The 14,448-nt window shown below is 71.1% G+C and carries 15 protein-coding genes; 7 read left to right on the forward strand and 8 right to left on the reverse strand.

Annotated features, from left to right (window positions below):
* Positions 1–101: 101 nt before the first annotated feature.
* The 4 genes from Q1B24_RS04880 to coxB form a co-directional block, all read right to left on the reverse strand.
* Positions 102–1,331 carry an Ig-like domain-containing protein gene (locus tag Q1B24_RS04880; RefSeq protein ID WP_299924030.1) on the reverse strand — a complete coding sequence of 410 codons (1,230 nt, stop codon included), beginning with the start codon at positions 1,329–1,331 and terminating at the stop codon, positions 102–104.
* Positions 1,332–1,440: 109 nt separating this feature from the next.
* Positions 1,441–1,839, reverse strand: coding sequence for a cytochrome c oxidase subunit 4 (locus Q1B24_RS04885; protein ID WP_299924033.1), 399 nt, complete (start codon positions 1,837–1,839; stop codon positions 1,441–1,443).
* Positions 1,836–3,530 (reverse strand): cytochrome c oxidase subunit I, encoded by a 1,695-nt coding sequence (ctaD, locus tag Q1B24_RS04890; protein WP_299925103.1) that lies wholly within the window; start codon positions 3,528–3,530, stop codon positions 1,836–1,838. Before ctaD ends, Q1B24_RS04885 begins: the two co-directional genes overlap by 4 nt.
* 83 nt (positions 3,531–3,613) lie before the next feature.
* A complete protein-coding gene (gene coxB, locus Q1B24_RS04895) occupies positions 3,614–4,489 on the reverse strand; it encodes a cytochrome c oxidase subunit II (RefSeq protein WP_299924036.1) in 876 nt (291 codons plus the stop codon).
* Between the two features lie 188 nt (positions 4,490–4,677).
* On the opposite strand from coxB, the gene Q1B24_RS04900 reads away from it, so the two are divergent.
* Entirely contained in the window at positions 4,678–5,805 is a 1,128-nt protein-coding gene (locus Q1B24_RS04900) for an aminotransferase class V-fold PLP-dependent enzyme (RefSeq protein WP_299924039.1), read from the forward strand.
* Positions 5,802–6,059, forward strand: a complete 258-nt coding sequence (locus Q1B24_RS04905; RefSeq protein WP_299924042.1) for a sulfurtransferase TusA family protein — start codon at positions 5,802–5,804, stop codon at positions 6,057–6,059. The genes Q1B24_RS04900 and Q1B24_RS04905 overlap by 4 nt, the downstream gene beginning before the upstream one ends.
* A gap of 107 nt (positions 6,060–6,166) precedes the next feature.
* Here the strand turns inward: Q1B24_RS04905 and Q1B24_RS04910 are convergent, their stop codons facing one another.
* Positions 6,167–7,153 (reverse strand): carbohydrate kinase family protein, encoded by a 987-nt coding sequence (locus Q1B24_RS04910; protein WP_299924045.1) that lies wholly within the window; start codon positions 7,151–7,153, stop codon positions 6,167–6,169.
* 64 nt (positions 7,154–7,217) lie between these two features.
* On the opposite strand from Q1B24_RS04910, the gene Q1B24_RS04915 reads away from it, so the two are divergent.
* A complete protein-coding gene (locus Q1B24_RS04915; RefSeq protein ID WP_299924048.1) occupies positions 7,218–7,472 on the forward strand; it encodes a hypothetical protein in 255 nt (84 codons plus the stop codon).
* Between the two features lie 264 nt (positions 7,473–7,736).
* Here Q1B24_RS04915 and erpA read toward each other — a convergent pair whose 3' ends face one another.
* Together erpA and Q1B24_RS04925 are read right to left on the reverse strand one after the other, a co-directional pair.
* A complete protein-coding gene (gene erpA, locus Q1B24_RS04920; protein ID WP_207081919.1) occupies positions 7,737–8,096 on the reverse strand; it encodes an iron-sulfur cluster insertion protein ErpA in 360 nt (119 codons plus the stop codon).
* 91 nt (positions 8,097–8,187) lie between these two features.
* On the reverse strand, positions 8,188–9,270 hold the full coding sequence (locus Q1B24_RS04925; RefSeq protein WP_299924060.1) for a glycerate kinase: 1,083 nt from the start codon (positions 9,268–9,270) through the stop codon (positions 8,188–8,190).
* Between the two features lie 55 nt (positions 9,271–9,325).
* Between Q1B24_RS04925 and Q1B24_RS04930 the strand changes: the two genes are divergently transcribed.
* Both Q1B24_RS04930 and Q1B24_RS04935 read left to right on the forward strand, forming a co-directional pair.
* Positions 9,326–9,742, forward strand: coding sequence for a hypothetical protein (locus tag Q1B24_RS04930; protein WP_299924063.1), 417 nt, complete (start codon positions 9,326–9,328; stop codon positions 9,740–9,742).
* On the forward strand, positions 9,739–10,626 hold the full coding sequence (locus Q1B24_RS04935) for a GNAT family N-acetyltransferase (RefSeq protein WP_299924065.1): 888 nt from the start codon (positions 9,739–9,741) through the stop codon (positions 10,624–10,626). Before Q1B24_RS04930 ends, Q1B24_RS04935 begins: the two co-directional genes overlap by 4 nt.
* A gap of 43 nt (positions 10,627–10,669) precedes the next feature.
* Here Q1B24_RS04935 and Q1B24_RS04940 read toward each other — a convergent pair whose 3' ends face one another.
* On the reverse strand, positions 10,670–11,896 hold the full coding sequence (locus Q1B24_RS04940) for a glucose-1-phosphate adenylyltransferase family protein (protein WP_299924068.1): 1,227 nt from the start codon (positions 11,894–11,896) through the stop codon (positions 10,670–10,672).
* Positions 11,897–12,019: 123 nt separating this feature from the next.
* On the opposite strand from Q1B24_RS04940, the gene nadA reads away from it, so the two are divergent.
* Both nadA and Q1B24_RS04950 read left to right on the forward strand, forming a co-directional pair.
* Positions 12,020–13,192 (forward strand): quinolinate synthase NadA, encoded by a 1,173-nt coding sequence (gene nadA, locus Q1B24_RS04945; protein ID WP_299924071.1) that lies wholly within the window; start codon positions 12,020–12,022, stop codon positions 13,190–13,192.
* 19 nt (positions 13,193–13,211) lie between these two features.
* Positions 13,212–14,396 carry a winged helix DNA-binding domain-containing protein gene (locus tag Q1B24_RS04950; RefSeq protein WP_299924074.1) on the forward strand — a complete coding sequence of 395 codons (1,185 nt, stop codon included), beginning with the start codon at positions 13,212–13,214 and terminating at the stop codon, positions 14,394–14,396.
* Positions 14,397–14,448 lie beyond the last annotated feature (52 nt).

Below are 14,448 nucleotides of genomic sequence, written 5' to 3' on the forward strand. Positions count from 1 at the left end.
CACCTTCTGCGCGAGGCGAGCGTGGGTGGACCACCGCTCCCCGCGCGCCGGCGTACAACGACCAGGCGGGCGGACCGGGCAGTGGCACCAAGCTCGGGACCTCAGCTGAGCGCCGAGCCCTGCTTCCAGGCGGCCGGAGCGAGGTTCCAGTCACCGTAGCCGTTCTCGAGGGTCATCTGGCGAGCCGAGCCGGTCACCTCGACGACGTCACCGCGGCTGGTGCGGTCGTAGAGCCACCGGGCGTCGGCAAGGCTCATGCCGACACAACCGTGCGACACGTTCGCGCTGCCCTGGGAGCCCGTCGACCACGGCGCTCCATGGAGGAACTCACCGGAATAGGTCACCCGGAGGGCGTAGGGGACGTTGGAGAGGTCGTAGTACTCCGGGTCGTCCTCAGCGACACCGATGGTGGCGGCGTTCATCCGCTTGCGGCGGAACTTCTCGATGATGACCTTGGTGCCTGACCGCGTCTCCCACCCCGGCTTGCCGGCGCTGATCGGCATCGTACGGGCGAGCTCGCCGTTGATGAAGGTGCGCATCGTGTGAGCGCGGACGTCGACCCGGCTGACGACGGAGTCACCGATGTTGAAGTCGATGCGGCGCGACTCCTGGCCGTAGATCCCGTTGCCGGCAGGCAGGCTGTTGAGGTCGAGGTCGACCGAGACGTCGGTGCCGGCCTTCCAGTAGCGGGCCGGGCGGAAGTGCGCCTCGCGGTCGCTCAGCCAGTACCACGAGCCCTTCTGGGCAGGGGTGCTGGTCACCTCCATGTGCTTCTCGAACAGTGCCCGGTCGGTGACCGGAAGGTCGAACGTCACCACGACGGGCATGCCGACGCCCACGGTCTCGCCGTCGAGCGGGGCGACCGAGGGGTAGGTCAGCTCGTCGAGGGTCAGGTCGACGGTGTGGAAGGACCGGGTACGCTCGACGGCCTCGCCGTCGAACCGCGTCGCGGAGGCGGCGATCCGGTAGTCGGTGCCCGGTTCGAGGCGGGTGGTGGAGGTCCAGGTGCCGCCCTCGACGCGACCCTCGACCGGCCCGACCGCGGACGTCACGCGTACGTCGGACAGGTCGCCGCCGGTCGCGGACACGGTCACCGGCGCGTCGATCGGGACCGCCGCCGGGTCGGGGAAGCTCGTCGTCAGCCGGACGGGGTCCACCGGGTCGGCGGCCTGGGAGGCGCCGGGAGCGTCCTCGGCACCACCCGGGGAGTCGTCACCGGGCGTCGAGCCGCTGCTGCAGGCCGCGAGGCCGGCCGAGAGCGTCAGGAGCGCCGCCGCGGCCGTCGTACGACGGTGCGCGGGCCGCGTGGACCGGAGCGCGCGTGAACGCATACGACATGACCCCCCTGGAGGTGCCCACCCGGACGGGCGGTGAAACGGAAGAACCCGTCCAGCGTACGACGCGGACGGGCTCTTCCAGAATTGCCACGAGGGGCGTTGCTCAGTGGGCGTGCTCTCCGCGGTAGTACTCGAAGACGAACCCGCAGGTCACGACCGCGCCTGCGGTGAAGCCGATGATGACCAGCCACCAGGCGGCCAACGCAACACCGTAGACGATCACCGCGAGGGCGAGCGCGCACCACAGCGGCCACCACGAGTAGGGCGGGAAGAAGCCCAGCTCGCCGGCGCCGTCGGCGATCTCGCCCTCCTTGCGGTCCTCCGGTCGCGGGTCCATGCGCGAGGCGTGGAACCCGAGGTAGAGGGTGATCATCGCGGTGAGGAGCGCCGTCATCACGAGCGCGGAGGTGCCGGTCCAGTCCCCGGAGAGGAACCAGTAGCCGGGAGCCACGACCGCCACGAACACGGTGGTGATCCCGAAGATCCATGCCTCGGCCTTCATCGGTCCCTCTCCTCGTCGGTGCCGTCGACCGGCATGTCGGCGCGATCGCGGAGCATCTCCTCGCGACCGTGCACCTCAGGTGCGTCGGCGACGTCACCGTTGCCCTCGGCCGGGTTGTCGTCCAGCTCGAGGAGCGCGACCTCGGGGTGGTGCAGGTCGAAGGCGGGCGACTCCGAGCGGATGCGCGGCAGCATGTGGAAGTTGTGGCGCGGGGGCGGGCAGCTGGTTGCCCACTCGAGCGAGCGGCCCCAGCCCCACGGGTCGTCCACCTCGACCTTCGGCCCCTTGGCCGAGAGGTAGACGTTGAGGAAGAACGGCAGCGTCGACGCGGCCAGGAGGAACGAGCCCACCGTGGAGATCTGGTTGAGCGTGGTGAAGCCGTCCTCGGGCAGGTAGTCGGCGTAGCGACGCGGCATGCCCTCGACACCCAGCCAGTGCTGGACGAGGAAGGTGGTGTGGAAGCCGACGAAGAGGATCCAGAAGTGCACCTTGCCGAGCCGCTCGTCCAGCATCCGGCCGGTCATCTTGGGCCACCAGAAGTAGAACCCGGCGAACATCGCGAAGACCACGGTGCCGAAGACGACGTAGTGGAAGTGCGCGACCACGAAGTAGGAGTCGGACACGTGGAAGTCGAGCGGCGGGCTGGCCAGGATGACGCCGGTGAGGCCGCCGAAGAGGAACGTGACGAGGAAGCCGATCGACCACAGCATCGGGGTGTCGAAGGACAGGGATCCGCCCCACATCGTGCCGATCCAGTTGAAGAACTTCACTCCTGTGGGCACCGCGATCAGGAACGTCATGCCGGAGAAGAACGGCAGGTCGACCGCGCCGGTGACGAACATGTGGTGCGCCCACACGGCCACGGACAGCATCGCGATGCCGAGGGTCGCCGCAACCAGGCCGACGTAGCCGAAGATCGGCTTGCGGCTGAAGACCGGGAGGATCTCGGACACGATGCCGAAGAACGGCAGCGCGATGATGTAGACCTCTGGGTGCCCGAAGAACCAGAACAGGTGCTGCCACAGGATCGGGCCGCCGTGCGACGGGTCGAACACGTGGGCCCCGAGGATCCGGTCGGCCTCCAGCGAGAGCAGCGCGCCCGCCAGGATCGGGAACACCATGATCACGAGCATGCTGGTGATGAGCGTGTTCCACACGAAGATCGGCATCCGGAACATGGTCATGCCGGGCGCGCGCATGCAGATGATCGTGGTGATGAAGTTGACGCCACCGAGGATGGAGCCGAGACCCGCCATCCAGAGACCCATGATCCACAGGTCACCGCCCACGCCCGGGCTGCGTACGGCGTCGGACAGCGGCGTGTAGGCGAACCACCCGAAGTCCGCCGCTCCGCCCGGGGTGAGGAAGCCGGACGCGGCGATCAGGCCACCGAACAGGAACAGCCAGTAGCTGAACATGTTGAGGCGCGGGAACGCGACGTCAGGCGCACCGATCTGCAGCGGCATGATCACGTTGGCGAAGCCGAAGAACAGGGGCGTCGCGAACAACAGCAGCATGATCGTGCCGTGCATCGTGAACAGCTGGTTGTAGAGCTGGTCGTTGACGATCTGCTGGCCGGGGTAGGCGAGCTCCGACCGGATCAGCATCGCCATGATGCCGGCGATGATGAACCACCCGAACGAGGTGATCAGGTACATCTTGCCGATCAGCTTGTGATCGGTGGTGGTCATGATGCGCACGGCCTGCTCGCCGAGGCGCTTCCTGGGCTCCGGAGGCGGCGTCGCGGCCTCCGGCCGGGATGTGGTGGGGGCGCTCACTCGCTGCTTCCTTCCGAATCGTCCTCGAGACCTGCCTGCTCGCGGACGTAGTCGCCACCGAGGATGGGCAGCTCGGCGGTGTTGCCGGCGTCTGCCAGCTCGCCGAGATAGGCGTCGTACTCCTCCTGGCTGACGACCTTGACGTTGAAGAGCATCCGCGAGTGGGAGACACCGCAGAGCTCGTAGCACTTGCCGGCGTAGGTGCCCTCGACGGTCGGGGTGACCTGGAGCCTGTTGACCCGTCCGGGGATGACGTCCAGCTTCACGAGGAACGACGGCACGCCGAAGGAGTGGATCACGTCGGGCGAGTGGAGGTTGAACTGGATCGTCTGGTCGACCGGCAGCACCAGTGTCGGGATCTTGGCGCCGGTGCCGGAGGTGTAGACGTAGGAGTCGTAGGCGAAGTCGTCGCCCTGGGCCGTCGCGGACGTGTCCTGCTCGCCCACACCGTGGTTGAAGGTCCACGACCACTGCTGGCCGAGAACCTCGACGGTCATGTCGGGCTCGGGGTCGATGTTGAGGACCTCGTCCTGCACCCGGACGGTGTGGAAGAAGAACACGACGCACATGAGGACCGGCGCGATCGTGTAGAACACCTCGAGCGGCAGGTTGTAGCGCGTCTGCCGCGGCACCTCGTCATCGCTGCGGCGACGGAACCTCACCACGGCGTAGAGGATGAGGCCCCAGACGATGAGGCCGGTCACCATCGCGGCGACCCAGGCCCACTTCCAGAGCTCGTAGGTGTAGGGACCTTGCGCGCTGGCGCGGTCGGGCATCGCGAGGTTGCGGATCTGGTTCTGGTCGGCCTCGGAGCACCCGGCCAGAACCAGCATCGCCACGCCCAGCAGCGCGACCCTCAGGGTGCGCCGCACGGGCGCGCCCGAAAGCTTGGGGACTTGCAGACCCACTGACGAGCCTCTCTCTCGGTCCTTCTCGACAAGACAGAGGGTATCCCCATCTGGCCGCGTCGTGCGGGGCAGGGTGGGGTGTCGGCCGATCTGCGCAGGTCAGGGTCCGTCCGCCCACCCCGAGGGCGCTGCGCGTGGCATAAGTTGCCCCTGTGACTGCCCCTCCACCCGGGCCCGCCGACCTCGACAGCGCGTCCTCGGCGCCGCTGCACCCGGCGGCACGCGAGGTGCTCCTGGCCGCCCTGGACCGGGGGTACGCCGACCCTCGCAGGTTGCACCGCTCCGGCCGCGAGGCACGGCTGCTGCTCGACAACGCGCGCGAGGCCACGGCGGAGGCGCTCGGCGTACGCCCCGACGAGGTCACCTTCACCCCCAGCGGCACGCACGCCGTGCACCTCGGGCTGCTGGGCCTGGTCCGCGGGTCTCGCCGCGGCACCGTGGTCGTCCACTCGGCCGTGGAGCACTCCGCCGTGCGGCACGCCGTGGCGTGGGGCGCCTCGGCCTGCGAGGTCGGCGTCGAGGGCGACGGGCGCGTCTACGACGGCGACCTCGTCGAGAACGCGTGCTCCCCCGGCGTCGCTGCGGTCGCGCTCCAGACCGCGAACCACGAGGTCGGCACGCTCCAGGACGTCGGTCGCTTCGAGCTGCCCAACGACGTCCCGCTCTTCACCGACGCGTGCGCCTCGATGGGCCGGCTGCCGCTGCCGTCCGGCTGGGCGGCCGCCGCAGGGTCGGCGCACAAGTGGGGCGGCCCGGCGGGCGTCGGCGTCCTGCTGGTCCGCAAGCGCGCACGCTGGCGCAACCCCTTCCCGGGCGACGACCGCGTCGACGAGCGCTCGACCGGTTTCGAGAACATCCCGGCCGTCCTCGCCGCGGCCGCCTCGCTCCAGGCGGTCGTGGCCGAGCGCGACGAGGTCAATGCGCGCCAGCACGGGCTCGTGGACGTCGTACGCCGCCGGGTGGCGGCGGAGGTGCCCGACGTCGAGGTCGTCGGCGACCCGGACCGGCGCCTCCCCCACCTCGTGACCTTCTCGTGCCTCTACGTCGACGGCGAGGCGCTCGTCACCGAGCTCGACCGGCGGGGCTTCGGCGTCGCGAGCGGGTCTGCGTGCACGGCCTCGACACTGACGCCCAGCCACGTGCTCGAGGCGATGGGCGTCCTCACGCACGGCAACGTGCGGCTCTCCCTGCAGCGCGACACCACGCGCGCCGACGTCGACGCCTTCTGCGACGTGCTGCCCGAGGTGGTGGCCGAGATCCGGTCGCGGGTGGGCCTGTGAGCGACTCCCCCGGACCGTCCCGGGACGTCGCGCTGGAGCTGGACTGCCGGGACATGCCGTGCCCGATGCCGGTCATCGAGCTCGCGCGCCACCTCGGCGACGTCAAGGTCGGCGAGCTGCTGGCGGTGGTCGCCCACGACCCGGCCGCCGCGGTCGACGTACCGGCCTGGTGCCGGATGAAGGCGCAGGACTACGTCGGCGCCGACGTCGCGGACGACGGCGCGCCGCGCTACGTCGTACGACGTCTCACCTGAGGGTGCCGCCCGGCTGACCGGGTTTCGACACGCTCCGTCGCGACTTCGTTCCTCAGTCGCGGTCGCTGCTCAACCACCGACGATCGAGGCCGCTGACGCGTCCTCGATCAGGGCCTGATGGTCCGCAGGTGGGGCTCGAAGTCGGCGGCGGCCTGGTCGCCGTAGGTCGCCGCGCACCGCTCGAGGAAGGCGCTGCGGGAGATCTCGTACTCCTGGGTGCCGATCTTCTCCACCACGTGGACGGCGAGGAGGCAGCCGAGCTGGGCGGCGCGCTCGTGGCCGAGGCCCCAGGTGAGGGCCGCGAGGAACCCGGCGCGGAACGCGTCGCCGACGCCGGTCGGCTCGACCTTGGCGATCTCGGGAACGGCACCGACGACGATCGACTCCGCGCCCTCGCGGTCGATCCGGACGCCGGCCGCGCCGAGGGTGACCACCCAGGTGCCGACGCGCGAGAGGATCTCGTCGCGACTCCACCCGGTCTTCTGGGTGATCAGGCTCGCCTCGTACTCGTTGGAGAACAGGATGTCCGCACCGTCGATGAGGGGCCGGATGAGGTCGCCGTCGCCGAACGCCAGCTGCTGCGAGGGGTCGGCCAGGAAGCGGTAGCCCCGCTGGCGGCACTCCTCGGTGTGGCGCAGCATCCCGTCCGGGTCGTCCGGGCCGATGATCACGTAGTCCGGGGCACCGACGCGGTCCACGATCGGCTTGAGCTCGATCTCGCGCGACTCGCTCATCGCGCCGGCGTAGAAGCTGGCGATCTGCGCCATCGAGGTGTCGTTGGTGCACACGAAGCGCGCGGTGTGCCGCGTCTCCGAGACGTGCACGGAGTCGCAGTCGACGTTGTGCCGCTCCAGCCACGAGCGGTACTCGGCGAAGTCCTCGCCGACCGCGCCGACGAGCACCGGGCGCAGGCCCAGGTTGCCCAGTCCGAAGCAGATGTTGGCGGCGCAGCCACCTCGGCGCACCTCGAGGTCCTCGACCAGGAAGGAGACCGAGAGCTTGTCGAGCTGGTCGACCACCAGGCTGTCAGCGAACTTGCCCGGGAAGGACATCAGGTGGTCGGTCGCGATGGATCCGGCAACGAGGAGGGACACGCCGCGAGACACTACCTCGCAGTACGGCTCGGGATACGCATCAGTAGCCAATAGCGTCGTGCCCATGACGACGTCCCGACGCCCCGCGCCCCTCTTCAGCGACGAGCTGGGCACCCCTGCCGAGATGGCCGCCGACGGCCGCGAGACCAGCCGCAACCTCGGCCTCCGGAGCCGCCTCGAGCGCGCGGCCCGGGCCGCCACGTCGCCCGCCCCGAGCCTGCGCTTCGACGACTACCCGGCCGAGGTCGGCAAGCGCGAGATCCGCGTCTCCGACGCCGCCGCCCGGATCGCCAACGCGCTCCACCTGCACCTGGACTGATCGAGGACGCGCCAGCGGACTCGATCGTTGGTGGTTGAGCAGCGACCGCGGCTGAGGAACGAAGCCGCGACGGAGCATGTCGAAACCCGGAAAGCCGAGGAGCAGCGTCAGCCGACACGTACGACGAAGGGCCCCCGCCGCTGGCGGGGGCCCTTCGTGTGTCATGGATTTCGACGCGGCCGTCGCGACCTCGTTCCTCGGTCGCGGGCCTTGCTCAATCTGGCCGCTCTTCGAGGCTTCGCAAGCTCAGCCTCGAGCGTCACATCAGTGGAACGAGTCGCCGCAGGCGCAGGAGCCGGTGGCGTTGGGGTTGTCGATCGTGAAGCCCTGCTTCTCGATGGTGTCGACGAAGTCGATCTCGGCACCGTTGAGGTAGGGGACGCTCATCCGGTCGACGACCACGGTCACGCCGTCGAAGTCGGTGGTCACGTCGCCGTCGAGGGTGCGCTCGTCGAAGAAGAGCTGGTAGCGGAGGCCCGAGCAGCCACCGGGCTGCACGGAGATCCGCAGGGCCAGGTCGTCACGACCCTCCTGCTCGAGGAGGCTCTTGATCTTGCCGGCAGCGACATCGGACAGGTTGATCTGGTCAGTGCGGCGCTCGGTGGTCTCGACCTGCTCGGTCATCTCATCACTCCAGAAGTCTCGGGTACTGCTTGGCTCAATGGTCGCACACCGAGGGTTATTCCCCGTGCTCGCGCCCGAAGCTGCCCCGGCCTCAGCGCGACCAGGTGCGCGCGACGCGGGCGGCGAGGTCGGCGAGTGCCTCGGCGGGGGCACCGAGGGCGCGCTCCTCCCCCACGAGGTCGACGAGGGAGTACGCCGACTCGATGCCGAGGGCGCGCATCTCGCGCGAACCGACCAGCACCTGGCCGGCGAGGGCGATGCAGGGGCGCAGGGCCTCCGAGGCGACGGCGGCCACCCCGTAGGGCACCTTGCCGGCCCGGCTGGAGAAGTCGAAGGCTCCCTCGCCGGTCACGACGAGGTCGGCCGCACGGGCGCGCTCGGCCAGGGACACCGCGGCGGCGACCAGGTCGATGCCGGGCTCCCGGGTCGCGCCGAGGGCCAGCAGCGCGTAGCCGATGCCGCCGGCCGCACCGGCCCCCTTCTCCAGCGACGTGCGCCGGTCCGTGGCGGTGGCGAAGGCCTCGAGCCACCCGTCCACCTCCGCGATGCGGTCCTCGGCCACGCCCTTCTGCGGCCCGAAGGTCTTGGTGGCCCCGAAGAGCCCGGTGAGCGGGTTGTCCACGTCGCTGGCGGCGACGAGCGTGACGCCGGCCAGGCGCGAGCGCGCTGCGGACAGGTCCACCGTCGTCACCGACGCCAGGGGCGCGGCTCCCCCGTCGAGCACCCCGTCGGCCTCGGCGCCGAGCGCGGCCAGGACGCCCGCGCCACCGTCGTTCGTCCCGGTACCGCCGAGCCCGACCACGACGGTCCGCGCCCCGCCGGCCACGGCGGCGAGCACCAGCTCACCGACGCCGGCGCTGGAGGCGGTCTCGACCGGCCCCGACACCAGGTGCAGCCCCGCGGCCTGTGCGCTCTCGACGTACGCGGTGTCACCGACCCTCAGCACCACCGCGGGCACCGGGTCGCCCTGGGGTCCGCCGACGGTCACCGCGTCGAGCGACCCGCCGAGGGCGGCGTGCAGGACGTCGACGAAACCCGGCCCGCCGTCGGCCATCGGAGCCAGGTCGAGGTGGTCGTCGGGGGCGTGCCGACGCCAGCCCTCGGCGACCGCCTCGGCGGCCTGCACCGCGGTCAGGGTGCCGGCGAACTTGTCCGGGGCGATCAGCACGCGCATGGCCGCCATGATCCAGCAATGCCCGTCCACGGGGTGCGTCGGGCATGCTGGTCGCATGAGCTTGGACCCCATCGTCGCCGAGATCACGGTCCCGGCGACCCCGACCGAGGCCTTCGTCGGCTTCACAGCCCAGATGGGCGAGTGGTGGGACCCCCTGCTCACCCCTGATCCGCCCACCTTCACCGGAATCGCGATCGACCCCAACGGTCCCGTCGCGTCCGTGCACGGCGATGAGCAGCACGTCTGGGGCCGGGTGATGCAGTGGGACCCGATCGGCGAGTACACGCAGGAGTTCTGGCTCTGGCACCCCGAGGACGAGGCGACGGTGCTCGACGTCCGGTTCACCGAGGCTCCCGAGGGCTCGCAGGTACGCCTCGTGCACAGCGGCTGGACCGCCGGCACCGAGGAGCTGCGTGAGAAGTTCCTGCACTGGGGTGACCTCCTCCAGCGCTACGCCTCTCACGTGTCGTGACCGCGCCGGTCGTCCGGCCCATGCGCGAGGAGGACCTCGAGGCCTTCGCCGAGATCACCGCGACCTCCTACCACGAGGTCGACACGCGCACCCACCAGCGCGCCTGGCCCGACCCCGTACGACGTCCCGCCACACGCAACGGCCACTGGATCCGGCGTACCGGGCGGGCGCTGGTCACCGACCCCGGCGGCTGCTGGGTCGCCGAGGTGGACGGCGAGGTCGTCGGCGGTGCGGTGTCACGGGTGCGCGAGCTGATGTGGATCCTCGCCTCCTTCGCCGTGCGACCCGAGCACCAGGGTCGCGGCGTCGGCACCGAGCTGATGGCGGCGGCGATGCACCACGGGCGGGGGTGCCTGCGCGGCATGTTCGCCGCCAGCGCCGACCCCGGCGCCGTACGCCGCTACCGGCTCGCCGGCTTCGACCTGCACCCGCAGATGATGCTCACCGGGGTGGTCGACCGCAGCGCGATCCCGGTCGTGGACCGGGTCCGCGAGGGCTCAGCGGGCGACGTGGACCTGATGGACTCCGTCGACCGGCGCACGCGGGGGGCGGCGCACCTCGGTGACCACGAGCTGCTGCTCGCGCAGTTCCGGCTCGTCGTCACCGACCACTCGACCGGATCGGGCTACGCCTACGTCGACGACGACGGCGTTCCCGTGCTGGTCGCCGCCACCAACCGGCGTACGGCGTCGGGGCTGATGTGGGAGGCGCTGGCCTCCTCGGCGCCCGGCTCGCAGCTCCAGGTCCGCCACATCACCGCGGCCAACGCGTGGGCGCTCGACGTGGGGCTGGCCGCGCGGATGGCGATCTACACCGACGGCTACCTGTGCCTGCGCCGGATGAAGCCGCCGGTGCCCTACCTGCACCACGGCTCGCTGCTCTAGCTCAAGCGGGTCAGCGCCGACACCCCGTCGACCAGGTCGTCGATCAGGTCGTCGAGCCCGGCTCGAGACGCGCGCCGGCCGCCACCGTGCCCGACACCGTCGAGTCGCGGCCGACGAGCACGAGGTCGTCGTCGTGACCGAGCCGGCGCGACGGCTCCTCGCCCACGCGGGCCTTGCCGAGCACCTCGCAGCGCTCGTCGAGCACGCTCGTGCGCACCACGGAGCCCGCGCGGATGACGCAGTCCTCCATCACGACGCTGTCGTGGACCTCGGCACCCTTCTCCACCACGACGCCGGGGCCCAGGACGCTGCCCACGACGAGGCCAGCGACGTCGGCGCCCGGTGACAGCAGCGAGTCGCGGCACTCCGCTGAGGCGCGCACCCGCGCGGCGGGCCGGTCCGGCCAGTGGGAGATGACCGGGCGGCCGGGGTGGTCGAACACGTCGACGCGTCCGGCGAGCAGGTCGCGGTGGGACTGGAGGTAGAGCCCCGGCTGGCCGACGTCGCGCCAGTAGCCGGTCAGCGGGACCGCCGCCGTCCTCCCGGTCTCCACCAGTCGCGGGAGGAGGTGCTCGCCGAAGTCGCCGATGCCGCTGTCGCCGTCCTCGGCGTCGCCCGACAGCTCGCGCCGCAGGTCGCGCAACGTCTCGAGCAGGACGTCGGTGTCGTAGAGGAAGATCTCGGTCGCCACCGTGCCCGACGACGGCCGCGACGGCTTGTGCTCCACACCCGTGACGGTGCCGTCGCGCCCCGCGAGGACGACGACGTTGTCCGAGGCGTCCTTCTTGGTGACCTCGCTCGTCAGGACGGTCGCGACCCGTCCCGCTGCGATGTGCTCCTCGATGACCGGCCCGAGGTCCATGTTGAAGACGTGATCGGCGCTGCAGACCGCGAGCGTGCGCGCGCCGAAGGCCTCGATGTCGGCGGAGTTCCGCAGCAGCAGGTCACCGTTGCCGTGGGCGAAGCCGCTCTCGGTGGCCGGACCGGTGCCGGTCTGCGGGACGATGCGCCGGAAGCCGCCGCGGTTGCGGTCCAGGCTCCACGGGCGACCTCCCGACAGGTAGTCGTCGATCGAGGTGACCTGGTACTCCAGCGAGACCCACACGTCGACCAGGTCGGCGTGCACCAGCCCCGAGAGCGCGAAGTCGATGAGCCGGTGGACCCCGCCGAAGGGCAGGTCGGGCTTGGCCCGCTCACGGGTCAGCACGTCCATCCGCGAGCCCTGCCCGCCAGCCTGGACCAGAGCAAGGACCTCACCACGTCGCGTCATGGCCGAAGCATGGCACCCGGGCTCACGGGCCCGCGCCCCCTCCTAGGATGAGGACATGAGATGCACCCCACGACGTTCTTCTCCTCCGCTTCGCTCCCCCGAACAACGCCTCGGGGACCCCGCGTGAACGTCGTCGACCTGCCGCTCCTTCCCCTCGGCAAGGGCCGCGACCTCGACGCCGAGCGCGGCGTCGAGTGCCCCGGCGACCTGCCGGCGGCGTCCGACCCCGACCTGGTCGCCCGGGCCCGGGCGGCCAAGGAGGCACTGGGCGAGCGGGTCTTCGTGCTCGGCCACCACTACCAGCGCGACGAGGTCATCCAGTTCGCCGACGTCACCGGCGACTCGTTCAAGCTCGCCCGCGACGCAGCGGCTCGCCCCGACGCGGAGTTCATCGTCTTCTGCGGCGTCCACTTCATGGCCGAGTCGGCCGACATCCTCACCTCGCCGAGCCAGCAGGTGGTCCTGCCCGACCTCGCCGCGGGTTGCTCGATGGCCGACATGGCACGGCTGCGCCAGGTCGAGGACGCGTGGGACGCCATGGCCGACGCCGGCATCCAGGACTCCGTCGTCCCGGTGACCTACATGAACTCCAGCGCCGACATCAAGGCGTTCTGCGGGCGCAACGGCGGCGTGGTCTGCACCTCGTCCAACGCCGACGTCGCGCTCGACTGGGCCTTCGCGCAGAAGAGCGACGCCAAGGTGCTCTTCCTCCCCGACCAGCACCTCGGCCGCAACACCGCGGTGCTCCAGATGGGCATCGGCCTCGACGAGTGCGTCGTCTGGGACCCGCTGCAGCCCGGTGGCGGCCTGAGCGCCGAGGAGGTCCAGAAGGCCCGCATGATCCTGTGGAAGGGCCACTGCTCGGTGCACGGCCGCTTCTCCGAGGACGTCGTCGACGAGCTCCGCGTCAAGCACCCCGGCATCAACATCCTGGTCCACCCCGAGTGCAGGCACGAGGTCGTGCTCAAGGCCGACCTCGTCGGCTCCACCGAGTTCATCATCAAGACCATCGAGGCCGCCGAGCCCGGCACGGTCTGGGCCATCGGCACGGAGCTCAACCTGGTCAAGCGCCTCGCCGACGCCCACCCCGACAAGACGATCGTCTTCCTCGACCGCAACGTCTGCTACTGCTCGACGATGAACCGCATCGACCTCCCCCACCTCGTCTGGGCCCTGGAGAACCTCGTCGCCGACAACGTCGTCAACCGGATCAGCGTCGACCCGGAGACCGAGGCCGACGCACTGGTGGCGCTCCAGCGGATGCTCGACCTGCCCGGCAAGTCGCACCGCGACTGAGCGACCGGGCGCGACGACGATGGCACGGCGGCGGATCAGCGACTCCGAGCGCCGCAGCCGCATCGCCGTACGCCACGCGCTGGCGCCGGCCCACCGGCTGGCCGGCGTCGACGCGGTGACCCGCGCGATGACGGTCCTGCACGCGACCGAGGCGGCCACCGTCCACCTCGCGGTCGCCGCGCGCGCCGAGGGCATCACGCCCGAGGACGTCGACTCCGAGCTGTACGACGCCCGGTCGGTGGTCAAGCAGCTCGCGATGCGCCGGACCCTCTTCGTGTTCCCACGTGACCTGCTGCCCGCCGCGTGGGGCAGCGCCTCGGCGCGCGTCGCGGCGTCGGAGCGCAAGCGCATCGCCAAGGCGATCGTCGGGGCAGGCATCGCACCCGACGGGGACGCCTGGCTGGACGCCGCCCGCGAGGCCACGCTCGTACGCCTGGCAGCGGGGCCGGCGACCGCAGCAGAGCTCCGCACCGAGCTCCCGGAGCTTGCCGGGATGGTCGGCGGGACCACGGACAAGCCGTACGACCGCCCGGTGCCGGTGGCTCCGTGGGTGCTCACCCACCTCGGGCTCGAGGGGCAGGTGCTGCGCGGGCGCAACGCCGGGCACTGGCGGCTGAACAAGCCGACGTGGACGACCGCCGAGGACTGGCTGGGCGTCGTGGAGCCTCCGCTCGACGAAGCCGCCGGCTACGCCGCGCTGGTCCGTGGGTGGCTGACCACCTTCGGGCCCGGCACCGCGGCTGACATCCAGTGGTGGCTGGGCTCGACGAAGACCGCCGTCACCCGGGCCCTGGCGGACCTCGGCGCCGTCGAGGTCGACCTCGACGACGGATCGACGGGCTGGGTCCACCCCCACGACAGCGATGTCGGTCCGGTGGAGCCGTGGGCGGCGCTGCTGCCCACGCTCGACCCCACCGTGATGGGCTGGAAGTCGCGCGGCTTCTACCTCGACCCGGCACACGTCCCCCACCTCTTCGACACCAACGGGAACGCCGGCACCACCGCGTGGTGGGACGGGCGCATCGTCGGTTGCTGGGTCCAGGACGAGGAGGGCGTCGTCAGGCTGTCGCTGCTCGAGGACGTCGAGCCCGACGGGCTCGCCGCGCTCGAGCACGAGGCGCACCGGCTCACTGCGTGGCTCGAGGGGACCGTGGTCGGCACCGTCTACTCCTCCCGGCAGATGAAGCACGCCCGGCTGCCCTGAGGTCCAGCGCAGGCTCGGGACACACCGGGATCCGGCGGGCTCCCCTACCGGT

The sequence above is a fragment of the uncultured Nocardioides sp. genome, from assembly GCF_947488025.1.
Lineage (GTDB): Bacteria > Actinomycetota > Actinomycetes > Propionibacteriales > Nocardioidaceae > Nocardioides.

Bases quoted from the DNA above. Each gene is read 5' to 3' on its own strand.
- Q1B24_RS04885 (WP_299924033.1), bottom strand. From the start codon at position 1,839: ATGAAGGCCGAGGCATGGATCTTCGGGATCACCACCGTGTTCGTGGCG.
- Q1B24_RS04925 (WP_299924060.1), bottom strand. From the start codon at position 9,270: ATGCGCGTGCTGATCGCCCCGGACAAGTTCGCCGGCACCCTGACCGCG.
- Q1B24_RS04915 (WP_299924048.1), top strand. From the start codon at position 7,218: ATGACGACGTCCCGACGCCCCGCGCCCCTCTTCAGCGACGAGCTGGGC.
- Q1B24_RS04880 (WP_299924030.1), bottom strand. From the start codon at position 1,331: ATGCGTTCACGCGCGCTCCGGTCCACGCGGCCCGCGCACCGTCGTACG.
- Q1B24_RS04930 (WP_299924063.1), top strand. From the start codon at position 9,326: ATGAGCTTGGACCCCATCGTCGCCGAGATCACGGTCCCGGCGACCCCG.
- ctaD (WP_299925103.1), bottom strand. From the start codon at position 3,530: ATGACCACCACCGATCACAAGCTGATCGGCAAGATGTACCTGATCACC.
- erpA (WP_207081919.1), bottom strand. From the start codon at position 8,096: ATGACCGAGCAGGTCGAGACCACCGAGCGCCGCACTGACCAGATCAAC.
- Q1B24_RS04940 (WP_299924068.1), bottom strand. From the start codon at position 11,896: ATGACGCGACGTGGTGAGGTCCTTGCTCTGGTCCAGGCTGGCGGGCAG.
- Q1B24_RS04950 (WP_299924074.1), top strand. From the start codon at position 13,212: ATGGCACGGCGGCGGATCAGCGACTCCGAGCGCCGCAGCCGCATCGCC.